At 60.2% G+C, this 21,687-nt stretch carries 22 protein-coding genes; 12 read left to right on the forward strand and 10 right to left on the reverse strand.

Annotated features, from left to right (window positions below):
* The first annotated feature begins 28 nt into the window (after positions 1–28).
* Together HYX42_RS03830 and HYX42_RS03835 are read left to right on the forward strand one after the other, a co-directional pair.
* Positions 29–754, forward strand: a complete 726-nt coding sequence (locus tag HYX42_RS03830) for a Crp/Fnr family transcriptional regulator (RefSeq protein WP_293399769.1) — start codon at positions 29–31, stop codon at positions 752–754.
* A 39-nt stretch (positions 755–793) separates the two neighbouring features.
* Positions 794–1,885, forward strand: coding sequence for a phosphotransferase (locus tag HYX42_RS03835; RefSeq protein ID WP_293399771.1), 1,092 nt, complete (start codon positions 794–796; stop codon positions 1,883–1,885).
* A 190-nt stretch (positions 1,886–2,075) separates the two neighbouring features.
* Here HYX42_RS03835 and HYX42_RS03840 read toward each other — a convergent pair whose 3' ends face one another.
* Positions 2,076–3,023 carry a LysR substrate-binding domain-containing protein gene (locus tag HYX42_RS03840; protein WP_293399773.1) on the reverse strand — a complete coding sequence of 316 codons (948 nt, stop codon included), beginning with the start codon at positions 3,021–3,023 and terminating at the stop codon, positions 2,076–2,078.
* 119 nt (positions 3,024–3,142) lie between these two features.
* On the opposite strand from HYX42_RS03840, the gene HYX42_RS03845 reads away from it, so the two are divergent.
* The 8 genes from HYX42_RS03845 (at position 3,143) to HYX42_RS03880 (ending at position 11,059) form a co-directional block, all read left to right on the forward strand.
* A complete protein-coding gene (locus tag HYX42_RS03845; RefSeq protein ID WP_293399776.1) occupies positions 3,143–4,120 on the forward strand; it encodes a tripartite tricarboxylate transporter substrate binding protein in 978 nt (325 codons plus the stop codon).
* A 37-nt stretch (positions 4,121–4,157) separates the two neighbouring features.
* Positions 4,158–5,846, forward strand: coding sequence for an FAD-dependent oxidoreductase (locus HYX42_RS03850; protein WP_293399779.1), 1,689 nt, complete (start codon positions 4,158–4,160; stop codon positions 5,844–5,846).
* A gap of 34 nt (positions 5,847–5,880) precedes the next feature.
* A complete protein-coding gene (locus HYX42_RS03855; protein WP_293399782.1) occupies positions 5,881–6,879 on the forward strand; it encodes a tripartite tricarboxylate transporter substrate binding protein in 999 nt (332 codons plus the stop codon).
* A gap of 87 nt (positions 6,880–6,966) precedes the next feature.
* Complete coding sequence (locus HYX42_RS03860) at positions 6,967–7,875, forward strand: LysR family transcriptional regulator (protein WP_293399785.1); 909 nt, start codon at positions 6,967–6,969, stop codon at positions 7,873–7,875.
* A gap of 120 nt (positions 7,876–7,995) precedes the next feature.
* Positions 7,996–9,009 (forward strand): tripartite tricarboxylate transporter substrate binding protein, encoded by a 1,014-nt coding sequence (locus HYX42_RS03865; RefSeq protein ID WP_293399788.1) that lies wholly within the window; start codon positions 7,996–7,998, stop codon positions 9,007–9,009.
* 62 nt (positions 9,010–9,071) lie between these two features.
* Positions 9,072–9,809 carry an SDR family oxidoreductase gene (locus tag HYX42_RS03870; protein WP_293399790.1) on the forward strand — a complete coding sequence of 246 codons (738 nt, stop codon included), beginning with the start codon at positions 9,072–9,074 and terminating at the stop codon, positions 9,807–9,809.
* Between the two features lie 48 nt (positions 9,810–9,857).
* Complete coding sequence (locus HYX42_RS03875) at positions 9,858–10,358, forward strand: hypothetical protein (protein WP_293399793.1); 501 nt, start codon at positions 9,858–9,860, stop codon at positions 10,356–10,358.
* Entirely contained in the window at positions 10,358–11,059 is a 702-nt protein-coding gene (locus tag HYX42_RS03880; protein ID WP_293399796.1) for a dienelactone hydrolase family protein, read from the forward strand. Before HYX42_RS03875 ends, HYX42_RS03880 begins: the two co-directional genes overlap by 1 nt.
* A gap of 99 nt (positions 11,060–11,158) precedes the next feature.
* On the opposite strand, the gene HYX42_RS03885 is transcribed toward HYX42_RS03880, so the two are convergent.
* The 7 genes from HYX42_RS03885 to HYX42_RS03915 all read right to left on the reverse strand — a co-directional run bounded on the left by HYX42_RS03885 (position 11,159) and on the right by HYX42_RS03915 (position 17,243).
* Positions 11,159–11,881 (reverse strand): class II aldolase/adducin family protein, encoded by a 723-nt coding sequence (locus HYX42_RS03885; protein ID WP_293399799.1) that lies wholly within the window; start codon positions 11,879–11,881, stop codon positions 11,159–11,161.
* A complete protein-coding gene (locus HYX42_RS03890) occupies positions 11,878–12,270 on the reverse strand; it encodes a nuclear transport factor 2 family protein (protein ID WP_293399801.1) in 393 nt (130 codons plus the stop codon). Before HYX42_RS03890 ends, HYX42_RS03885 begins: the two co-directional genes overlap by 4 nt.
* A gap of 3 nt (positions 12,271–12,273) precedes the next feature.
* The gene (locus HYX42_RS03895; RefSeq protein ID WP_293399804.1) at positions 12,274–13,119 is read right to left on the reverse strand and encodes a fumarylacetoacetate hydrolase family protein; all 846 of its coding nucleotides are present in this window, start codon (positions 13,117–13,119) and stop codon (positions 12,274–12,276) included.
* A gap of 32 nt (positions 13,120–13,151) precedes the next feature.
* A complete protein-coding gene (locus HYX42_RS03900) occupies positions 13,152–14,819 on the reverse strand; it encodes a bifunctional 3-(3-hydroxy-phenyl)propionate/3-hydroxycinnamic acid hydroxylase (protein ID WP_293399807.1) in 1,668 nt (555 codons plus the stop codon).
* Positions 14,816–15,598: an IclR family transcriptional regulator gene (locus HYX42_RS03905; protein WP_293399809.1), complete on the reverse strand. Its 783-nt coding sequence runs from the start codon at positions 15,596–15,598 to the stop codon at positions 14,816–14,818. The genes HYX42_RS03900 and HYX42_RS03905 overlap by 4 nt, the downstream gene beginning before the upstream one ends.
* 13 nt (positions 15,599–15,611) lie before the next feature.
* Positions 15,612–16,442, reverse strand: coding sequence for a VOC family protein (locus HYX42_RS03910; protein ID WP_293399812.1), 831 nt, complete (start codon positions 16,440–16,442; stop codon positions 15,612–15,614).
* A gap of 102 nt (positions 16,443–16,544) precedes the next feature.
* A complete protein-coding gene (locus tag HYX42_RS03915; protein WP_293399815.1) occupies positions 16,545–17,243 on the reverse strand; it encodes a hypothetical protein in 699 nt (232 codons plus the stop codon).
* 284 nt (positions 17,244–17,527) lie between these two features.
* On the opposite strand from HYX42_RS03915, the gene HYX42_RS03920 reads away from it, so the two are divergent.
* A complete protein-coding gene (locus HYX42_RS03920) occupies positions 17,528–18,382 on the forward strand; it encodes a helix-turn-helix domain-containing protein (RefSeq protein ID WP_293399818.1) in 855 nt (284 codons plus the stop codon).
* A gap of 47 nt (positions 18,383–18,429) precedes the next feature.
* On the opposite strand, the gene HYX42_RS03925 is transcribed toward HYX42_RS03920, so the two are convergent.
* Positions 18,430–19,344 (reverse strand): hypothetical protein, encoded by a 915-nt coding sequence (locus HYX42_RS03925; RefSeq protein ID WP_293399821.1) that lies wholly within the window; start codon positions 19,342–19,344, stop codon positions 18,430–18,432.
* A 5-nt stretch (positions 19,345–19,349) separates the two neighbouring features.
* Entirely contained in the window at positions 19,350–20,096 is a 747-nt protein-coding gene (locus HYX42_RS03930) for a hypothetical protein (RefSeq protein WP_293399824.1), read from the reverse strand.
* Positions 20,097–20,324: 228 nt separating this feature from the next.
* On the opposite strand from HYX42_RS03930, the gene HYX42_RS03935 reads away from it, so the two are divergent.
* Positions 20,325–21,524 (forward strand): FAD-dependent monooxygenase, encoded by a 1,200-nt coding sequence (locus tag HYX42_RS03935; RefSeq protein WP_293399827.1) that lies wholly within the window; start codon positions 20,325–20,327, stop codon positions 21,522–21,524.
* Positions 21,525–21,687 lie beyond the last annotated feature (163 nt).

Raw genomic sequence — 21,687 nt, forward strand, 5'->3', positions numbered from 1 at the left:
CATTCCCCAGTCACCCAAAAGACAGCCCATGGACGATCCCATCCTTACGATAGAAGAACGCACAGCGATCAACGAAGGTCGCTGGTTTTCTTCGCTCTCGCCGTCCCTGCGGCACGACATACTCCGATGCGCCTACGTCCAGCGGTACAAGGATGGCGACCTGATCGCCGCGCGCGGCGACCCGCCCGAACAATGGATTGCCTGCGCCAAGGGTGCGGTGCGCATCAGCTCGACCTCGATATCGGGCAAACAGATCACGCTGACCTATGTGGAGCCGGGCATCTGGTTCGGCGATGTGGCGATCTTCGACGGCGACCGGCGCACCCACGATGCCTATGCGCATGGCGAGACCACCATACTCTGCGTGGCCAAGGCCGATTTCAAGAAAATACTGGCGACGCACGTGGAGCTTTACGAGGCCATGCTGCGCCTGCATGCGCGCCGCATACGCCAGCTCTTCGGCCTGGTCGAAGACCTCAACACCTTGCCGCTGCGCGCACGCCTGGCCAAGCAGTTGCTGCACCTGGTGCGCAGCTACGGCGTGCCCAGCCTGTCGGACAACAGCGAGATGCGTATCAGCCTGCAACTGGCGCAGGAAGAACTTGCCCAGTTGCTGGGCGCATCACGTCAGCGCGTGAACCAGGAACTCAAGGCCATGGAGCGCGAAGACGCCATCCGCATAGAGCCTGCCGGACTGGTGGTGCGCGACCGGGACGCCCTGCTGCGCATCTCGGAAACCGATCTTGAAAAATAAACGGCACGCAAGACGCCACACCGCACAAAGCACAGACACATGAGCAACTTTGACCATTTCGCCGGTACCCGTGCAGTGTCAGGCCAGCACCTCTTCGACACGGCAGCCCTCACCCGCTACCTTGAAACCAACCTGCCTGGTTTTGCGGGCCCGCTGACGGTCGAGATGTTCAACGGCGGGCAGTCCAACCCCACCTACAAGCTCCTCACGCCAGGCAAGTCTTATGTGATGCGTGCCAAGCCCGGGCCCGCCGCCAAACTGCTGCCATCAGCGCATGCGGTTGACCGCGAATTCGAGGTCATGAAGGGCCTGTACGGCACTGATGTGCCTGTGGCGCAGATGTACTGCCTGTGCGAGGATGAAGCCATCATTGGCCGCGCCTTCTACGTGATGGAGTTTGTCGCTGGCCGCGTGCTCTGGGACCAGTCCCTGCCCGGCCTGAGCAATACCCAGCGCGGCGGGATCTACAACGAGATGAACCGCGTCATCTCGGCCCTGCACAAGGTCAAATTCGCCGAGCGAGGCCTTGCCGACTACGGCAAGCCCGGCAATTACTTTGAGCGCCAGATTGGCCGCTGGAGCAAGCAGTACGTCGCCTCCATCACCAAACCGATTCCCGAGATGGATCAGCTCATGGCCTGGCTACCCGCCAATATGCCGGCCAGCGCACGCGATGAAAGCATGGTCTCCATCGTGCATGGCGACTACCGCCTCGACAACCTGATGTTCCACCCCACGGAGCCACGCGTGCTGGCGGTGCTGGACTGGGAGTTGTCAACGCTGGGCCACCCGCTGGCCGATTTCAGCTACCACTGCATGGCCTGGCATATCCCGCCGGGCTCCTTCCGAGGCATAGGCGGGCTGGACCTGGCCAGCCTGGGGATACCGAGCGAAGCCGAATACATACGCCTGTACTGCGAACGCACCGGACTGACGACGCCGGAAGCGCTCAAGCCCGACTGGGACTTTTACCTGGCCTACAACCTGTTTCGCATCGCGGCCATCCTGCAGGGCATTGCCAAGCGGGTTGAAGCCGGCACGGCATCGAGCCCGCAGGCCGTTGCATCGGCCGCAGGCGCGCCCTTGCTGGCAAAGATGGCCTGGGACTTTGCCCAAAAGAGCGGCAACTGAGGGCCACCGCCAAAATTTAATGTATACGGCAAATTTTTAATGTGTATGTTAAAAAATTGATCTACAGCCTGAAAACAAGCCAAAACGGCGTCCCAAAACCCTGAAAATGGCCAAAAACACTCATTTTCAGGCATTAAATCGGCTGTAGACCAATAGATACGCGCGTGAGCAGCTATCAATTCAATAGCGATCAGTTTTCCTGAACAGCCTCTTCTGTCGTCGCGGCCCTGATTCTGGGGCTTTTGAACGGCGTTCCGGACGCCCGCTCAAACAGGGTCGCCAGCTTTTCGGCCATGGGCGTGAGGGGCATGGCGCTGCGCCTGATCAGCACAATGTCCGGCCCCTGCAGTTCTTCCTCTACAGGAATCTGTTGAAGCGAATCCCTGAACAGCGCATTGCTGGTCCATTGCGGCGGCAAAAAAGCCAGGGCATCGGTAGAGGTCAGCAGCGCCACGATAGGCAGGGTGGTCAGCGTTTCGGTGACGGACCGGGGTGCAGGCAGGCCATGGACGGCGAACTGCTCCACAAACTCCACATCCACCGGCTGGCGTACGCCCGTCATGATCCACTCCGCGCCAGTCAGCTCGCGCAGGCTGCGCGCCTTGCCCAGCGGGTGCCCCTTGCGGGCCACCACCACACGCGGGTTGTGGAACAGCAGTTCAGCGGTGTAGAAGCGGTCAATATCGCCAACGGGTCGTGGGCCGACATAAAAATCCAGGCTGCCATCCTTGAGTTGCGGCTCCATCGCCGGGAACAGGCCCTCGGTCAGGCTCAGCCGGGCATCGGGGTATTCCTTGCGGAAACTGTCATACACCTGCGGCACCAAGGACAGGAACACGGCGCCGGACAGGCCGGCGCTGACCCTTCCTTCTCCCTTGCCCTTGAGCTGCTCGATTTCCTGCCTGCCCCGCTCGACGTCGTGCAATATCGACCGGGCACGCACCACAAAAGACTGGCCGTAGGCATTGAGCGACACACCCTTGCCATGCCGCTCCAGCAGCGGCACGCCGAGTTCTTTCTCAAGGTCGCGCAGGCCGCGGGTGATGGCCGGCTGGGCCAGGCCCTGTGCACGCGCTGCGCCACGGATGCTGTTGGCGTCGGCCACGGCGACAAGGTTACGCAAATGATGCAACTTCATGTGATGCCTGTTGGGTATCGAAATAATGATTTTGCACTCTTTTGGTTTTTTCCGCTTCAAACTACAGTACGCCAGTCCGGCAGACCGCAGCCGGGCATCACAACAATCTGGAGACAAGCATGAAACAGACATTTGCCGCCCTGACGGCCGCCGCAGGCATGAGCCTTGCCCTGATCGCCGGCCCTTCGCTGGCGCAGACCTTTCCCGCGCAACCCATACGCATCATTTCGCCCTTCCCCGCAGGCAGCGGCCCTGACGCCGTGGCCCGCATCGTTGGTGACAAGCTTGCCGCCAGCCTGAAGCAGCCCATCGTGATCGATCCACGTCCGGGCGCTAATGGTTTCCTGGCTGCCAATGCTGTCAAGGCCGCCGCGCCCACAGGCTACGACCTGTTTCTGGCCGATATCGGCCACCTCACCATCAACCCCTCGCTGTTCAAAAAGCTGCCGTATGACCCCAAGGCCGACTTTGTGCCTGTGAGCGGTGTCTACAGGGCTTCCTTTTTTATTGCCGTGGGCGCCAACAGCCCAATCAAGAACGTGAAGGACCTGATCGCCGCGGCCGCCGTGCCGGGCAGGGTGACCTACGGCTCCAACTCCATCGGCAGCCCCCTGCACCTGGGCGCAGCACAGATCGAGGCGGCCACCAACACAAAGATGGTGCATGTGCCGTACAAGGAAATCTCGCAGCTCTACGCCGCAGTGTCCACCGGTGAAGTCGACTGGGCGCTGGGCAGCATCGCCAGCGCCGGCCCGCTGCTGCGTGCTGGCAAGCTGCGCTTTATTGCCATTGCAGACACCGCCCGTAACGCCACCCTGCCCGATATCCCTACCTTTGACCAGGCCGGCGGCCCACGCCCCCTGTCTGCCAACAGCTGGGTTTCTCTCGTCGCGCCCAAAGGCACACCGCCAGCCGTGGTCACAACACTCAACCGCGCCATCAACGACGCACTGAAGCAGCCTGACGTGGTCGAAAAACTGGCCGGTTTTGGCTTCACGCCGTTTTTGTCCACGCCCGCAGACCTTGCCAAAGTCATAGATACCGACACCGTGTCCAACGCCGCGCTCGTCAAGCGCACCGGCGCCAGTGTGGACTGAACGCAGCGCGACCAGAGAACCAGGAAAGAAACGAATCATGAAAACAACCGACGTTGCCATCATCGGCGGAGGCCCCGCAGGGCTGATGCTGGCCATTGAACTGGGCTGCCGCGGCATTGACTGCGTGGTGCTTGAAGAAGATGTGGCAGCGCCGGATTTCCCCAAGGCCAACGCCACCTCGTCGCGCACCATGGAGCATTACCGGCGACGGGGCTTCTCGAAAAAAATCCGCGCGCTGGGTCTGGAACCCGATCACCCGCAAGACGTTGTCTACTGCACCACGCTTTCGGGCCGGGAACTGACCCGGTTTGCGATTCCCTCGCGCAAGGAAGCACTGAACCGCACATCGTTTGGTGATTACGGCGAAGAGTCCTGGCCGACACCCGAACTGCCGCACCGCAGCCAGCAGATGTTCATCGAACCCATACTGCGCGAGCAGGCGCTGCAACACAAGTCCGTCAAGCTCATGCTGGGCTGGCAGGCCGGCACGATAGACATGGATGCCACGGGAGTGACCATTGCGGCGCACCACACCGTCAACAACGAAGAGATGACCTTGCGCGCCCGCTATGTCGTGGGTTGCGACGGCCCTCGCAGCATGGTGCGCAAGAGCTGCGGCATACGCTACAGCGGCCAGAGCGAAGAGGTGCGCGAATTTTTCGGCGGCCAGATGCTGTCTGTTTTCTTCACATCGAGCTCCCTCTATGATGTGCTCGGCAAGAAGCGAGCGTGGCAATACTGGGCAGTCAATGCGGTCCAGCGCGGCCTGTTGATTGCCATCGACGGCGTGGACAAATTCCTTTTTTGCCTGCAAATGCAGCCAGGCGAGACGCGCGAGTCGGTGGACTATGAAACCGCCATGTTCAAGGCCATAGGCGCAAAGTTCGACTATGAGCTCATCGCCGTCGAGCCGTGGAATGCCGGCTTCACGCTGGTGGCTGATGCTTTCTCCAAAGACCGCGCCTTCATCGCCGGCGATGCGGCCCATCTGTTCACGCCCACAGGCGGCATGGGTTACAACACCAGCGTCGATGACGCTGTCAATCTGGGCTGGAAGCTGGCCGCCGTGGTACAGGGCTGGGGCGGCGAAGGCCTGCTCGACTCGTATCAGGCCGAACGCAAGCCGATTGGCCATCGCAACACCGCATTTGCCCGCTCCATGGCCGACAGCATAGGCGGCATCAAGGTGCCGCCCAATGTCGATGACAACACGCCGGAAGCGGAACAGCTGCGTGAAAAAATGGGCGCAGCGCTATACCAGCATGTCCGCAACGAGTTCAACATTCCCGGCCTGCAACTGGGCCTGCGTTACGAAGGCAGCCCCATCGTGGCGGCAGAGGCCGAGGCGCAGACGCCTGACCAGCCCAACACTTACATACCCACTGCGCGGCCCGGCTCGCGTGCACCGCATATCTGGCTGGGCGATCAGTCCATCTTCGACCTGTTTGGCCGCGACTACACCTTGCTGTGCTTCACCAGCCAGGACAAGGCCTCAGCAGCGCTTGACGCTGCAAACTGGGAAAAAGAAGCCGCCGCGCTCGGCATGCCAATGGAAACCCTCTACTGCGATAACGCCGATGCACGCAAACTCTACGGTGCCGACTGCGTGCTGGTCAGACCCGACCACCATGTGGCCTGGCGCGGTGCCAGGAGTGCAGATGCCCATGCCGTGCTTGCCATGGCTTGCGCGAGACCCGCCAAAGAGCAGCAACGCAAGGCAGCGTGAATCAACAGGACAAGTCATTGACGGAGACAAGGCCATGAGCAAAATTACAAGACGCCAGGCACTGGCAGCCAGCCTGGCCTTCAGCGCCCCCGCATTGACCCCAACAGTTTTTGCCCAGACGTCTGCCAGCAACTTCCCTTCGCGCCCGGTGATGCTGGTCGTGCCGTTTACCCCTGGCAGCGGCAGCGACACCATCTCACGCATCATCGGCCCGCGCCTGGCCGACCGCTGGAAGCAGGCCGTTGTCGTCGAGAACCGCGCCGGTGCCAGCGGCAACCTGGGTGCAGACCGTGTCGCCAAGGCTGCGCCCGACGGCCTGACGCTGCTCATGGCCATCAATACCTTCACCATGACGCCGGCGCTGTACAAGTCGCTGCCCTACAACCCCATCGCAGATTTCACGCCCATCACCAGACTGGCATCGGCAAACTTTGCACTCGTCGTCAACAGCGATGTACCTGCGAAAGACGTCAAGTCACTGGTCGCCTGGGTCAAGAGCCAGCCTGCCGGCAAACTGAATTACGGCTCACCCGGCAACGGCACGCCGCACCACCTGGGCATGGAACTCATGAAGTCCAGCGTCGGCATCGATGTGGTGCATGTGCCGTACAAGGGTATTTCAGGAGCGCTGACCGACCTTCTGGGCGGCCAGGTGCAGATGATGTTTGCCTCTTTCCATTCAGTGTTGCCGCAGGTGCGGGCCGGCAAGCTGCGCATGCTGGGCCTGACCGGCGCCACCCGGTCCACGTTGCTCCCCGATGTCCCCACGTTCCGCGAACAGGGCCTGACGGTGCTGGAGGCCGTTGATGCCTGGTACGCGGTCATGGCACCCGCCGGTGTTGCCCCCGCCCTTGCAGAGCGCCTGCACAGGGATTTTGTCGAGGTCATGCAGGAGGGTGACGTGCGCAGCAAACTTGCCGAGCAGGGGCTCATCGTACAAACAGGTACCCCAGCCGAATTGCGTGACCTGATTGCCAGCGACATTGCCCGCTGGAAAAAGGTGGTGGCCGACGCCCGCATACAGGCCGAATAGGAAAGCAGCAGTGTCTGCTGTGGCAAAGCGTTTTCGATGATGCAGTTGCTGGACTAGCTGCGGGCTCTTTTGCCTCACAATCCGGCCATGAACAAAGCCACCGGACTTGACCGCCTCGACTTTCTTCTGATCTTCGAGGCCATTCTTGAACAGAAAACCATCACCAGGGCGGCTGACAGGCTGGGCATCAGCCAGTCAGCGCTCAGCCATGCACTGACACGCCTGCGCGGCAAATTCAATGACCCGCTGTTTGTGCGGACTGGCACCACCATGCAGCCCACGCCGCTGGTCATCGGCCTGTCCGAGCCACTTCAGCGATCCATGGCCATCGTGCGCAACGAAATCATGTCGGCCGCACAATTTGACCCGGCAACGACAACGCGCACTTTCAAATTGTGTGTCAATGAGGTGGGTGCGTTTCTGCTGGCGCCTAAAGTCATCAGGATGCTGCAGAAAAGCGCGCCGCATGCTTCACTGACACCGCTTGAAATTCCGCGCGCAGATATCTCCGGGGCGCTGGAGTCCGGGCGCGTCGATCTGGCGATTGGCCATTACCCGGAACTGAAAACCGGCATCTACCAGCAGCTGCTGTTCAGGCGCAGCTACGTTGCCATCGTGCGCAGGAACCACCCGTACATAGGGGCCAGCATGACGGACAGGCAGTTCTTCCAGACACCGCTGATCCGGTGCACAGCGACGGTGGCCATCAGCCAGTGGCTGGACCATCGGTTTACCGTCGCCGGGCAGCCCCAGATCATCGCGCTCGAAACGCCCTACGTCATGGCACTGGCCACGCTCGCGGTGGCCACGGACTGGATGGCATTTGTGCCTGAGGAGCTCGTCACCGCGCTGAAAAACATCGCCGCCGTAAAAGTGGTCAATGTGCCGCACAAGCCGCCCGTTCTGGACCTGAAGCAGCACTGGCACAGGCGCTTCAAGGACGACGGCGCCAACAAGTTCCTGAGGCAGATCGTGCATCAGGCGCTGTATGAATAGGTTTACCACGGTATGCACAAATGTCATTTGGCGTATGAATCAAACCTGATTGACGCATAGTTGGGCACTCCATACGATGCAGGCCAGCACCATCGCCTGCATCAAAAAAATGGAGACAACATGTTCAAGCCCCGTAGCCGCGCGCTGATTGCCGCAGCTTTTTTCGCATCCTTCTGCCTGGCATCCGCCCATGCACAGGCACCGCTGACGGCAGCAGCGCCACCGCCAGCGACCTTCCCGACGCAGACCGTACGCATCATTGCGCCCTTCTCGCCCGGCAGCGGGCCTGACACTGCGATGCGCATCGTGGCGGACGAGCTTGCAAAACAGTGGAAGCAGGCGGTCATCATCGACAACCGCACCGGGGCCAGCGGCATCATTGCGGCGACAGCCGCCAAAGCAGCCGCCCCCACGGGTCATGAGCTGCTGCTGGCCGATGTCGGCCACATGTCGGTCAACCCCTCCATGTTTAAAAATCTTTCCTATGATCCCAAGGCGGACTTCTTACCGGTCAGCACGATTTTCACGACCGCGTTTTTTGTGGCGGTCAGTTCCCAAAGCAAAATCCAGAGCATGAAGGAGTTGATAGCGCAGGCCGCCGCCAACCCCGACAAGGTCTCTTACGGTTCGTTTGCAGTCGGCTCAATCGGCCACCTGGGCGGCGCGCAACTGGAAGCGGCCACCGGCACAAAAATGGTCCATGTCGCATTCAAGGAGGCCTCACAGCTGTACACCTCCATTGCGGCGGCCGACGTGACGTGGGGACTGGCCAGCATCGGCTCGGCGGGAGCGCTCTACAAGGCTGACAAACTCAGGTTTATAGCCGTGGCCGACAGCGTTCGATCACCCATTCTTCCCGCGGTGCCCACTATCCGTGAATCCGGCGGACCGGATGGCATCAACGGCAAAACCTGGGTCGCCCTGTTCGCACCCAAAGGCACGCCCACAGCCGTCACCGAGCGTATACAGCGCAGTGTTGCAGCCATCCTCAGGCAGCCTGAGGTGATGGAGAAGTTCCGCGCGGCGGGGCTGCTCGCCAGCAGCAGCACGCAGGCCGAGCTGGCCACCCTGGTTGAACGGGATGCCGGTTACTACGGCGCACTCGTCAAACGCACCGGCGCCAGCGCCAACTAAAAAAACATGCCCGGCATGGTCCCGCATGTCGCGGGCCGGGCCGGGCTGCCTGCAATACATCCATGAACACTTCAAGACCCGCCATTCTCATCACCGGCGCAGGACGCGGCATAGGCGCCGCGACCGCGCTGCTCGCGGCTTCACGTGGCCATCCCGTGTCACTGTTGTACCGGGACCGCAGCGGTGATGCGCAAAACGTCGTCAACACCATTGAAGCAGCTGGTGGCCGCGCACTGGCGTTGCAGGCTGATGTCGGCATTGAAGCGGATATCTGCAACGCTTTCGACAAGAGCATGGCTCACTGGGGCAGCCTGGGCGGGCTGGTCAACAACGCCGGCATGAACGGCGGGCTGTCGGCCGTGTCAGGCGTGAGTGCCGAGCAGCTGGCGCGGCTTTTTGCGGTCAACGTTTCGGGGGCTTTCCTGTGTGTGCGTGAAGCCTGCAAATACATGACGGCGGGCGGCGCCATCGTGAACGTCTCGTCGCGCGCAGCCTGCCTTGGTGCGCCGCATACCTGGGTGCACTACGCGGCGACCAAAGGCGCACTGGACACCATGACCATAGGGCTGGCGAAAGAGCTCGCACCCCGGGGCATACGCGTCAATGGCGTGCGCCCCGGCTTTATCGATACCGAGATACATGCCCAGCGGCCAGAACACACGCTTGACGCGCTGGTCAAAACCGTGCCTCTGGGCCGCATGGGCACACCGGCCGAAGTGGCACAGGCCATTGCATGGCTGCTCTCGAACGAAGCGTCGTATGTGACGGGCGCCACACTGGATGTCGCCGGCGGCGCATGACCACACTTTCCGATTTTTCAATTTCAACAACTCTCCCAAAGGAAAAAAATGGCTACGACCAAAGACTTCAATTTCACGGCAAAACTCGACATCTTCGACTCCGACAAGGCCCGTGCCAACTACCAGATGTTCTGCGACCACGCGGTTGCCGAATGGGGTGGTGACCTGGACGCCACCATGAAGACGGTGTCAAAAGACAACCCCTTCCAGATCTTCCAGACCACCGGCGCCGAGGTCTGGGGCTATGAAAATGTGCGCGAGTTTTACCGCGACCGGCTGGTCACCTTCACCGGCCAGGGCTTTCACGCCAAACAATGGGTTTTTACCGACGATGTAGCCGTAGGCCGCGGCTGGTTCAAAGGCAGTCCCAAAGGGATGTTCTTCGGCACCATGACTTACGGCAAGCCGCTGTTTTTTGCCATGACCTTATGGCTTTACTTTGACGAACACAGCCTGATTCGTGGCGAGACAGCCTATTCGGACGGTGCAGAGCTGCACAGGCAGATCCGCGAAGGTCAGGACGGCGATGTGAGCCGGGAGCTGTATTGATGCCTGCCACACCGTACACCCGCAACACTCCGGCATATCCTGCAGAAGGCTGGATCACGCTGGCAACTGATGATGGACACACGCTGGATGCCTTCCAGGTCGTGCCCACCGCCCCCAAAGGCAGCGTCGTCGTACTGCAGGAGATTTTTGGGGTCAACCCACATATACAGCACGTCGCAAGGCAACTGGCCGCGCTGGGTTACGCCGCGATCGCGCCAGCCATGTTTGACCGCCTGCAAAAAAAAGTGTCGCTGCCTTATGACAAAACCGGCATTGAGCAGGGCAAGACATTGATGGGTGGCATGTCCCTTGATGTCGCAATGCACGATGTTGCTGCTGCCGTGAAGCATTCGGCACCGTTTGGCGCCGTCGCTGTGCTGGGTTTTTGCTGGGGCGGCTCGCTGGCCTGGCTGGCTGCGGGTCGTTTGCCGGTTGCAGGCGCCATTGCCTACTATGGCGGTCAGATAGGCGCACTGCTTGACCATGCGCCCAACAGACCCATGCTGACGCACTTCGGCGAGCTGGACGCCTCCATTCCCAAAGAGGTCGCTGGCGCCGTAACGGAGCGATTCGGCACAGTGGTCAACCACCTCTACCCCGCCGGCCACGGTTTCAATTGCGATGAGCGTGCGAGCTTCGATAAAGCCAGCTCAGCCCTGGCATGGCGCAGGACCAATGGATTCCTCGACGCCATCATCTGACCTGCCAGCTAACGGCAAGACTGAAGGATACCAAGGCCCTTCACGGGGTGTACACCCGGAAGTACGCCACAGGAAAAAGCCGGGAGATTTCCCGGGGCTTCAGCCTTTGGCCAGGCCCAACTCCCGCTCCCACAAGGCCCAGGCGCGGCCTATCTGTGAATCGTTGGCAGCAGCGGCCAGTGCACCTTCGGCTTCAGTCAGGTACTGCACTTCCCCGAGCTTCATGCCTTCTGCCTGCAGTTTGGCATTCAGCTCGGCGTAAACCGCCCGGTACACCGCCTGCTCGATGGAGCCGCCAGCCACCGTGCTGCCATGGCCACGCATTAATACGCAAGCGCAATTACCCATGGCGGCCGCCAGGGCCTTGCCAAGTTCAGGGCTGCGTATAAGCAGGTCGCTTTCACCGGCGGTGTCGCGAATCTCGAAATGCGCAGAGCCGCTGCCCAGAAAACCCGACATGTGAAACACCGGCCGAAGGCGCTGGCCTGTGATGCCAAAGGGAATCACACTGGGTGAGTGGCTATGCACCACTGCGACGACTTCAGGCCTTGCGCGGTAGATTTCGCTGTGGATGAAGCGCTCAAGATAGGGGTTGCCGTCTACCGGCGTGAGCGGCTCGCCGTCAAGGTTGTAGCAACCAATGTCGCTGGCGTCGACCAGCGCAGGCGCGCGGCTGCGCGACAGCAAAAACACATCGGGCGTGCTGTTGTGGCGCACGCTGATGTGGCCAAAACCATCGACCACGCCGCGCGCATACAGGATGCGGTTGGCAAGTGCGAGCTTGCGTACCAGTTCGGCATCCGGAGCGATGACGGTGCTCATGCCGCGGGAGCTGCAGCGGGCGTGCCCTGCAGCATCTGCAGCACCCAGCCGGAAGGACCATGCTCCCACACCGCCAGATAAGTGTTGAACACGCTCCGGCGGTTGCTGCCATCCCTGCCGGTCACGGTCGCGCGCATCGCGGCACTCACGAGACCGACCGTACCAATTACACGGGCCGAGGGCGACACGAATTCAACCGTCTCGTAGCGGAGGTCACCGCTGGAGAGTTTCTTGAGGTAGCTCTGCTTGCTGTCCATACCGCCTGTGGAATGCACGTACGCCAGGCCATCGGCCAGCATGCTTTCCAGCTTGCCAATGTCGTTGTCAAGCATGGCCTGACGGCGGGCTTCTTCTGCGGCCAGCAGGCCTTGTTCATTGTTGGTTGTCATGTTTTAAAACTTTGTGGAATCAGGAGCTATGGAATTTACCAGTATGCCAACCTTGCCGACTTCGATCTCCACGGTGTCACCGGGTTTCATCCACACCGGCGGTACGCGCTTGGCGCCCACGCCGCCCGGCGTCCCTGTCACGATGACATCTCCCGGCTGCAGCGAGGTGAAGGCCGAGATGTATTCAATCAGTACCGGAATGCTGAAGATCATGGAGGCCGTGGTGGTCTTTTGCATGACCTGTCCGTTCAGGCGCGTTTCCAGCGTCAACTCTTCGCCATCTGCAATCTCGTCGCGCGTCACCATCCAGGGACCGAAAGCGCCGGTACCGGTGAAGTTCTTCCCAGCGGTGAACTGCAGCGTGTGCTTTTGCCAGTCGCGCACCGAGCCGTCGTTGTAGGCGCTATAGCCAGCAACGTAATTCCATGCGTCGGCTTCAGCGATGCGGCGCCCTGCCTTGCCGATGATGACTGCAATCTCCCCTTCGTAATCAAGCTGGGTGGACTCTGCAGGCATGAGGATAGGCTGCTGGTGACCTGCCTGCGACTCGCCTACGCGCAGGAAGAGCAGCGGGAATTTGGTCGGGTCGCGTCCGGTTTCAACGCGGTGCTCTTCGTAGTTGTGGCCGACGCAGAAGATCTTTCCGGGTTCTGGAATGACGGGCAGGAAGGTGATGTCGGCCAGCCTGATGGCTGCGCCTGTTGTTCCTGAAGCGGCTTCATCCAGTTTGCCGGCCTGCAATGCGCTGAGCAGCGTGGGGTATTCGCCGCTGGTAGCGGGGTTCACGGCATCGCCGTTGACAACGCCCCAGCCGGGTTTGTTCTGGTGCAGGAAGCTGATAACTTTCATGAGATCTTTCTTTTGTCGTTGTCGATTGAGGTTCAGGAGACAAGGGTTGAGGTGGTGCTGGCGTATTGCGCGAGCAGGCGCTGTATGCGGGCATGACTGTGGGTGGCTGCGTCGGCATAAGCCAGCACGTAGCGGTCTGGCCTCAGCAGCACCGCATCGGCCCCTGCACTGCGCAGTATGTTCTCAAGCGTGCCTGTGAAGTCCTGTACAACCATGTCAGGTACCGCCACATCACCGGGCTGCCTCAGGAAGTCATCGCTTTTGGCAACCACTGCCACGTGTTTGCAGGCAAGACCCGCCGCACGGAACTTATCCAGCAAGCCAGCACCCGTGCTGCCCGCAAGGGTCAGCAGGGCAAAGCCGTCGCCCAGCACGTCGTCAAGCAGCGCATGCGCGCCGCCCGGCAACTCGATCATGGGCTGGGGCAACAACTGGCCGGCAGGCACAGCGGCATCCCGGGCCTCGCCAGCCACGAAGAAGCCTTCGAAAAAGCGCGGCTTGGGCTTGAATTTAAGCTGCAGTACGTAGTCACGAACAGGCTTGTAGATACTGGCAACCCTGAGCGCGCCCTGGGTCAGCATGGCGGCCAGCGTTGATTTGGGCTGCATGAACTGGCCTATGCGCACGGCCATCTGTATCAGTGACCATGCGTGCGGTTTACGCTCCGGCTCATACGTATCGAGCAGTGATTCGGGCATCTGTCCCCTGACCACTGCAGCCAGCTTCCACGCCAGGTTGGCAGCGTCGCGCACGCCGCTGTTCATGCCCTGCCCTGCAAATGGCGGCGTCAGGTGGGCTGCATCGCCGGCCAGAAACACCCTGCCAACCCGCCAGCGTTCCGCCACCCGCGCATGGAAGGCGTAGACCACCTTGCGCGCAATCGCGAGTTGCGCGTCTGCCGGCTCGCGCGCACGGATGAGGCTGCGCACCACATCTTCTTCAATGATTTTTTCAGGGTCTTCACCCTCATGCAGCATGAACTCATAACGCAGCGTGCCCTCGGGCCCCGGCAGGCGGATCGCCGGGCGCACGGGGTCGCAGTAAGTGCGGGTGTGGCGAAATGCCGTACTGCGGTTGAGCAGGTCGACAATGAGCCACTTCTCGTCATAGGTACTGCCGGTGAGCTTGATGCCCAGTTGCTCGCGCACCGGGCTTCTGCCGCCGTCGCATGCAATCAGCCACTGGCAGCTGATATGTTTTGTCTCTTCGCCATGGCGAAGTTCCAGATGTACGGCGTCACCCGCCAGTCCTTCATCACGAAAGCCCACCAGCTCGTGGCCGAACCAGATGCCGGTATGGCCAAAGCGCTGCAGGCCATCACGCAACTGCCCGACCAGTACCTGCTGGCGAAAGGCGTTGCGTTTGGGAAAGCCGTTTTCCATCGAGCTGGGCTCTATGCGCGCAAACTCCCTGTTGCGCCACGAGTAGTAGTGCACCCCATAACCCTGCACGACACTGGGCAGCACGGCGTTGATCAGCCCCGTCGCCTGGACGGTGCGCAGGCTTTCGTCATCAATCGTGACGGCACGCGGCTCGCCCACGGTATTGGTGCTGCGTTCTATCACCAGTGTCTGGATGCCATGCACACCCAGCAGGTTGGCGAGCATGAGGCCGGTAGGCCCGGCGCCAATGATCACGACCGGGAAATGATTCCCGCCAGCGATCTTGAGCAGTGATTCGGCGGACAGGGGGGCGTTCATGTGGTCTCCGTTTTCTTCATCGCGCGGGCTTTCTCGCGCTGGTCCTGCAGGCGGCCTTCGATGCGGCCGGCAGCGCTCTGCAGGCGGCTCAAGGTGCTCTTGCGAAGGGTATCAGTCATCAATGCCACCGGCATGACCACACTCAGGCTGCCGAGCAGATTCTCACCGTCGCGCAGCGGCACGGCAAAGCCCATGGCATCGGGGTCTACCTCGCCTTCGGTGACGTAATAGCCCACATCACGAATGCTGCGAAGCACCTTCACAAGCTGCGCAAAGTCGTCGGGCAAACCTGCGGCAATCAGCGTCTTGCGCTCGGCCGTCCAGAGCTGCTTGAGCTGGGCTTGAGGCAGGCAGGCCAGAATGATTTTGGAAGTCGCACCACGGTACAGCGGCATGGCTCGGCCGCGTTCATAACTCACCGACAGTGCAGGGTTATGACCATTGACCTGCTGTATGCACATGACCTTGTGGCCGTGAAAACGGCAAAGCAAAATAGCGCCGCCGGTCTCGCCGGCAAGCCGGTCCAGCAACTCCCCGGCGGCCTGGATCAGCGGATCGGCCAGGCGGATCTGCCTGTCCAGTTCAACGACCTTGGGGCCCAGCACATAACCCCGGTCAGCCACGCGCTCTATCAAGCCGGCGGCAGCCAGTTCGCCAAGGTCGCGATACACGCTGGCGCGTGACACGGCCAGTTCCCTGATCAGCCATTCTGGCGTGATGACGGGCCTGTCCTGCGAGAACAGACCCAGGATGCTGAGGGCGCGGTTGGTGCCGGGCATGTTGCTGTCCGTTTCAGCTGCGCAGGAAAGCCATGCCCCAGAGGTTGAGCGTGCGCTCTTCATGCGCCCACTGGCCTGCAGGGCGGCCCGGCTCGCAGTGCTCGATTTCTGCTGAAATTTCCGCCAGGTTGCCGTCCGGGTCACGCACCATGAAGAACACATCATTGCCGGGGCCGTGGCGGCCAATGCCCCAGACGATGGGCACCTTGATGGCCGCCATGTGGTCACCCCAGACCCGCATGCTCTGCCAGTCCGGCGCTTCGAAAGACTGGTGGTCAAAGCAGCTGACAGGCGCGAAAAACAGCGCCAGCGAGTGGTGCAGCGCATCGGTCCGCAGGAAGCAGGCGCGCAACACGCCTTCAGGGTCCTTCACCGCATCGGACAACACAAAGCCCAATTGCTCTGTGTAGAAAGCCAGCATGGCCGGCAGGTTGGTCGTGCGCATGCCGAAATGCTGCAGCGTGGCCGGCGGCAGGGCTGCCGAAGCACCCTCAACTTTCACCGGCACTGGTGGCGTGAATACCATGATGTTGCCGTCCGGGTCCTTCAGGGCAATCGCATCCTTGCAGGCCGACATGGCTTCGGGCACAGGGTGGTGCTCAAGGCCCTTTACTCTTTGAGTGAAGGCTTTCCATGCCGCATCAGTCTGCAGGCCGTAGTGTGCGTATTTGAGGCGGCTGGCCTCGCCTTTCGACAGTTGCAGGGTGCGGGCAGGACCACGGCAAATAAAGCCGTCGCCCGCCGGGATTTGTGTCATCCCATAGGTGCCGCTGTAAAAGCGTGCCGCCTGCGCGGGGTCAGGCGAGGTGATGTGAAGACTTTGGAGTGAGGCTTGCAGTTCCATGGATGGCGCTCTGGTGATGAATCAATGTCACCACTGTCGCCGCCCGATCAAACCCTGTCAATCAAAAATCTCACCCAGTGAGAATCCTGGATGTTTGAGGCATCAGATCGTGATGTCTGCGCTCAAGCCGGCAACCGCAGCTTCGCTGGCCGTTGTAAAGACCAGCATTGCGTGTTGAAGGGTGGGCAGATCAGCCGGTGTGTACTGCATGCGCAAATAGGATTTGCCCCGCAGGATCATGAGAATGAAAGGTACCTCGTCAGCCGGTGCGGGCTTTGGCCAGGACATCAGCAGTTCTGCCACCTTGGCGGTCACAAGTTGCTGGGCCTGCTCTTTCTGGTCGGCCAGCACCGAATACCGATCCCAAAACCCCTCAGGCATACCGTCCCACCCGGCTTCGGGGTACATGGCGAGCCAGCGCATCTCTTCGGGCAGGCTGGGGTCAGCTGTGGTCTGCAGGGTGTCGGTGTACATCTCATAAGCCTTTTTCTCAAGTGCTTCCTTGAGTGGCCGGTTCATGATGAGAACGGATGCGTCGTCATTGACCTTGAGCTCGCCGCGCGCCCGGAGTTCTTCGCCGCGGATGTAATCGCGCGAGGACTTGCCGCGCTCAAGCTTGAAGGGTTTGCCAGAGACCCTGCCGCTCAGCGCGAAACCCCTGCCCTCGCCAAAACCTTCATAGGTAAACCCCAATCCGCCAGCCCATTCTGCAACCGGCTCCAGTTGGCCAGCCGGCTGAACCAAAGGCTGCGTTTCGGGTTTACCGGGACTGCCCAGGACTTTCTTGAGCCTATCAAACATGGTTTGGGGGTTTCTCTTGAAGTTCAGCAAACATCATAGTGTTGATGGATTGGGGCGTGTCAACAATTAAACCAGTGATCAAAGTTTCTTCATGGCCCATAACAAATGGCGACAAGATCCAGGTCAGGCTGGAGGAATGCGGCATCAGGCTTGCCCGGACGGCTATTGGCGCGGGATTTGCTTGTAGTGGTAAACACTGCTTTCCGGGTCGCCCGACCTGCGGATCATTGAATTATCCTTGGGCAGCAATTGCCCCGTAAGCCGCACTCTAAAAGGTTTTCATCATGGAGAGAAGTGCTCCCATACGATCCATCTGCCGCAGCATTGCCGTGCTGCAGGCCATCAACCGCGCGGGTTCGCTGACCCTGCAGGAAATCTCACGCAACGCCGATATCCCCTACCCCACCGCCTTTCGCATCATCCAGACGCTGGTGCATGAGGGACTGGTCGAATGCGAGCCTCACCGCAAACGTTACCGGGCTACCGCGCTGACACAGTCGCTGTCACTGGGCTTTCGCGACAGCGGCAAGCTGGTGGAGCATTCGCACTCGCCTATCGTTGCCATGACGAAAAAAATCGGCTGGCCCATGTCACTGACGACGCGTGCGGGCCAGACCATGATGGTCAGGGACTCCACTCACCTGCTGACCTCGCTGACGTTCAATAATTACTACCCCGGCTACACCCTGCCCATTCTGGGATGCTCATCAGGGCACGTGTACCTGGCCTACTGCGATGACGAGGAGCGCACAAGCATCCTCAACGGTATCAAGACCCTGGGCGACGAGTCGCCCATGCTGAAACTGTTCGAGTCGGGCAGCCTTCGTACCGTCATACGTGAAAACGGTTATGCAACCATTGACCGGAACCGGAACAATGCCAACCCTGGCAAGACATCTTCGATTGCCGTGCCGGTGTTTGAAAACGGCCATATTGCAGGCGCGTTGACGCTGATCTTTTTCTCGTCTGCGATGGCACCCACTGAGGCAGTGGCGCGCTACATGGACGACCTCAAGGAAACGGCCCGAAAGATCGGGATGGCCGTCAGCGACCCCGACTTTGACCCGCATGCCGAATTGATTGAGGAAGAAAGCCCCGAACCGGAATTGCAGCCGGAAGCTTTCGCCGAAGCTGACTAACAGCACACTGCTGCAGGCGAGGCGTGGCCCGCCTCCGCTGGTTCCCGTTATTTCAACTGGCCAGGCATGTGGCTTTCATGATTTTCGAGATACCACGCAGCCAGCTCTTCACGCTTGGGCCACCAGACGCCTTTGGTGCCCTTTACATGTTCGATGAACTCGCGCAGCGCGCGAATACGGTGTGCACGGCCGGACACGTGCGGGTGCAGACCCACATTCATCAGGCGTCCGCTTTTGGCGCCTTCTGCATGCAGCACATCAAACTCCTCTATCAGCGCATCACGGAACTCATCTGTCGTGTAGTTCTTGCGGGTGATGAAGGTAAAGTCGTTGATCTCGTTTGAATACGGCGTTGAAACGATGGGGCCGTGCGGCGTCTTCAGCAGGTAGGGCTGGTCATCGTTCATGATGTCGCAGTAAAAGGTGCAACCGTACTCTGCCAGGATGTCCGCAGTCTGGGTTGTGCCGCGCAGGCTGGATGACAGCCAGCCTTTTGACTTGCGCCCGGTGAACTTTTCGAACTGCTCCAGTGATCGCAGCACGATGTCGCGCTCCTTGAGCGGGTCTTTGGCAAAGTCAGACAGCAGTTCGCCCTGCTCCCAGTTATGGCACAGCAATTCCCAGCCGCGTTCAAGCACGGCATCTGTCATGGCCTTGCGGCGCTCAAAGGTCACGGCATTGGTGGTGCACGACGCAGCCACACCCAGTTCATCAAACAGCTCTATCAGGCGCCAGATGCCGACACGCTGGCCGTATTCGCGCCAGCTGAAGTTGGGAAAGTCAGCCGTGTCACCCGGCAGGATGTCAGGCAGTATGGCCGGGCCGCCAGCATAGTAGGGCTTGGTGGTGGGCTTGGTCAGGTCCCAGGTTTCAAGGTTGAATGTCAGGATCAGCGCCAGCTGGGCACCGCCGGGAAACCTCAATGGCTGGCGCTGGGAGATGGGAATGTAGTTGTAATCCATGGTGTTCAGTGTTCCAGAAAGAGTGATCCAAAGTTTTCAAGCTTGTCGTTGATGCCCATGCTGCGCAGGGCATGCCAGTAAGTCGCGGTGTTGATGGCGATGACGGGCTTTTCAAGCCAGAACTCGGCGATACCGGCAACACGGGCAAAAGCGAGATTGGTGCCGCACTGGACGATGGCGTCGGCGCCCTCGCTCAACTCTTCAACTGCACGTTTAAGAGTGCGCGGCGTTTCATGCGCAATCAGCATCGGCGAAGGCGATTTGAGGCCCTTGATCTGCGTGACTTCATAACCCAGGTCTTCAAAAAACTTTTGAACCTGCGCGTCACCCACAGGCATGTAGGGCGTGAGGATGCCTATCTTTTTGATACCGCCATAAGCCTTGAGCGCCGCGTCAACTGCAGTCGACCCCATGACGACAGGCACGCCGCCCGTGCGCTCCAGCATTTTTTTATGCAGGCGGTCAGCGCCGTCAGCACCATCCCAGAACGTCTCCGCCGACATGCCCATGATCAGGCAGCCCGGCGACATGGTCATGGAGACATCCACGGCATCCAGGGTGGCGTTGCGTATGTTGTGGAGCATGACCATAAAGGAGTCATCGTCTGCCACTTTTGTATCGGGAATGGCGATACGGCAGAAATGGTTGGTCACGCCCATGGGCCGCATGCTGTCGTATTCGGGCTGCACGCTGGTGTTGGTGGATGGCGCAATCACTGCAAATTTCGTGCGCCAGCCCAATGTATCAGTCATAAGTTTCCTTTCGCTGGCAGCCATGATGAGACGTCGGTCACTTCATTGGCAAGGCGAATTATGAAAATGTTCGAAGGATGAATATTTCCCGGTTTGACAGCCCACCAGCCTGATTGCTCTCGCAGTGCGAACAATGCCGCGTTTGCCGGTGGCCATGGCCAGGACAAGCGTTTAACGTCCGGCCAGCGCCCATCAACACAGACAAAACCACAGAAAGATTCATCACGCATGGAACACTATCAGGTCATCATTGCCGGAGCCGGCCCCGTTGGTAGCGTCGCAGCCTACCGGCTGGCCGAACGCGGCATCAAGGTGCTGCTGCTGGAAAGCGAGCCAGGCGTCAAGGAGGACATGCGCGCTTCCACCTTCCACGCCAGTACCCTGGAAATGATGGAAGAGCTGGGCGTTCTCGATGACCTGCTGGCCCAGGGGCTCAAAGCCCCGGTTTACCAGTACCTGAACCGCCAGACCGGCAAGGCCCTGACCCTGGACCTGACGGAAGTGGCCGACGTCCTCAAACATCCCTACCGCCTGCAGTGCGAGCAGTTCAAGCTGGCCCGCCTGCTTTACAAAAGACTGGCCGACCACCCCAATGCCACTGTTCTGTATTCCCACCGGGTGGTGCATTTCTCCCAGGACGATAAGGGCGTGACCGTGCATGCCGAAAACCCGTTCGAGATTGCACACTTCACCGGCGACTACCTGATTGCCGCCGATGGGGCCAGCTCGCTGGTGCGCAAATGGCTGGGCGTGAAGTTTGAAGGCTTCACCTACCCGGAAAAATTCCTGACTCTTTCTACGGAATGGCCACTGGAAAAGCACTTCGACAAGCTGCCTTATGTCAGCTACGTCGCCGACCCGACGGAATGGTGCGTGCTGCTGCGCGTTCCCACCTTGTGGCGCGTGCTGGTGCCCGCCGCGGAAAGCCAGAGCGACGAGTACCTGCTCTCAGATGAGAAAAAGAACGCCATATTCCAGGGGCTCATCGGGCATGGCGAGGAAGTCAAGACAAAACACCGCACGATTTACCGGGTTCACCAGCGCGTGGCCACCACCTTCAGGGTTAACCGGGTTCTGCTGGCCGGCGATGCGGCACACCTGAACAATCCTCTGGGTGGCCTGGGCATGAACTCCGGCATCCACGACGTCTGGAACCTCACGGACAAGCTGCTGCAGATCTTCCAGCAGGGCGGCAACGCGGATGCATTGCTGGATCTTTACGACCGCCAGCGGCGCACCATCATGAACGAGTTTGTGCAAACCCAGACCATCAAGAACAAGAAAGCGCTTGAAACCAGCGCCGAAAACCGGCAATCCCAGGCCGAAAGCGAGATGGCCCGCATTGTGGGCGACCGCGAAGCACGCCGCAATTACATGCTGGAGCAATCCATGCACAACAGCCTGAAACGCGCCGAGGCAATTATTTGAAGCCCTTCCGGACCTGGCATAGCCAAAATTCGCAGAGCGAATACTTCCAATTGAATACCCGTAAAAAGAGCGTTTTCAGAGGGGCCGGGGTTAGTATTTATTCAGGCTCACGCCCGCGTGTGATTGATGCATTTCCCGTATTTTTTGCAATAACGCCTTGACC

Origin of the sequence: Polaromonas sp. (assembly GCF_016185115.1) — a bacterium.
Classification (GTDB): Bacteria; Pseudomonadota; Gammaproteobacteria; order Burkholderiales; family Burkholderiaceae_C; genus Polaromonas.

Bases quoted from the DNA above. Each gene is read 5' to 3' on its own strand.
- HYX42_RS03830 (WP_293399769.1), top strand. From the start codon at position 29: ATGGACGATCCCATCCTTACGATAGAAGAACGCACAGCGATCAACGAA.
- HYX42_RS03835 (WP_293399771.1), top strand. From the start codon at position 794: ATGAGCAACTTTGACCATTTCGCCGGTACCCGTGCAGTGTCAGGCCAG.
- HYX42_RS03840 (WP_293399773.1), bottom strand. From the start codon at position 3,023: ATGAAGTTGCATCATTTGCGTAACCTTGTCGCCGTGGCCGACGCCAAC.
- HYX42_RS03845 (WP_293399776.1), top strand. From the start codon at position 3,143: ATGAAACAGACATTTGCCGCCCTGACGGCCGCCGCAGGCATGAGCCTT.
- HYX42_RS03850 (WP_293399779.1), top strand. From the start codon at position 4,158: ATGAAAACAACCGACGTTGCCATCATCGGCGGAGGCCCCGCAGGGCTG.
- HYX42_RS03855 (WP_293399782.1), top strand. From the start codon at position 5,881: ATGAGCAAAATTACAAGACGCCAGGCACTGGCAGCCAGCCTGGCCTTC.
- HYX42_RS03860 (WP_293399785.1), top strand. From the start codon at position 6,967: ATGAACAAAGCCACCGGACTTGACCGCCTCGACTTTCTTCTGATCTTC.
- HYX42_RS03865 (WP_293399788.1), top strand. From the start codon at position 7,996: ATGTTCAAGCCCCGTAGCCGCGCGCTGATTGCCGCAGCTTTTTTCGCA.
- HYX42_RS03870 (WP_293399790.1), top strand. From the start codon at position 9,072: ATGAACACTTCAAGACCCGCCATTCTCATCACCGGCGCAGGACGCGGC.
- HYX42_RS03875 (WP_293399793.1), top strand. From the start codon at position 9,858: ATGGCTACGACCAAAGACTTCAATTTCACGGCAAAACTCGACATCTTC.
- HYX42_RS03880 (WP_293399796.1), top strand. From the start codon at position 10,358: ATGCCTGCCACACCGTACACCCGCAACACTCCGGCATATCCTGCAGAA.
- HYX42_RS03885 (WP_293399799.1), bottom strand. From the start codon at position 11,881: ATGAGCACCGTCATCGCTCCGGATGCCGAACTGGTACGCAAGCTCGCA.
- HYX42_RS03890 (WP_293399801.1), bottom strand. From the start codon at position 12,270: ATGACAACCAACAATGAACAAGGCCTGCTGGCCGCAGAAGAAGCCCGC.
- HYX42_RS03895 (WP_293399804.1), bottom strand. From the start codon at position 13,119: ATGAAAGTTATCAGCTTCCTGCACCAGAACAAACCCGGCTGGGGCGTT.
- HYX42_RS03900 (WP_293399807.1), bottom strand. From the start codon at position 14,819: ATGAACGCCCCCCTGTCCGCCGAATCACTGCTCAAGATCGCTGGCGGG.
- HYX42_RS03905 (WP_293399809.1), bottom strand. From the start codon at position 15,598: ATGCCCGGCACCAACCGCGCCCTCAGCATCCTGGGTCTGTTCTCGCAG.
- HYX42_RS03910 (WP_293399812.1), bottom strand. From the start codon at position 16,442: ATGGAACTGCAAGCCTCACTCCAAAGTCTTCACATCACCTCGCCTGAC.
- HYX42_RS03915 (WP_293399815.1), bottom strand. From the start codon at position 17,243: ATGTTTGATAGGCTCAAGAAAGTCCTGGGCAGTCCCGGTAAACCCGAA.
- HYX42_RS03920 (WP_293399818.1), top strand. From the start codon at position 17,528: ATGGAGAGAAGTGCTCCCATACGATCCATCTGCCGCAGCATTGCCGTG.
- HYX42_RS03925 (WP_293399821.1), bottom strand. From the start codon at position 19,344: ATGGATTACAACTACATTCCCATCTCCCAGCGCCAGCCATTGAGGTTT.
- HYX42_RS03930 (WP_293399824.1), bottom strand. From the start codon at position 20,096: ATGACTGATACATTGGGCTGGCGCACGAAATTTGCAGTGATTGCGCCA.
- HYX42_RS03935 (WP_293399827.1), top strand. From the start codon at position 20,325: ATGGAACACTATCAGGTCATCATTGCCGGAGCCGGCCCCGTTGGTAGC.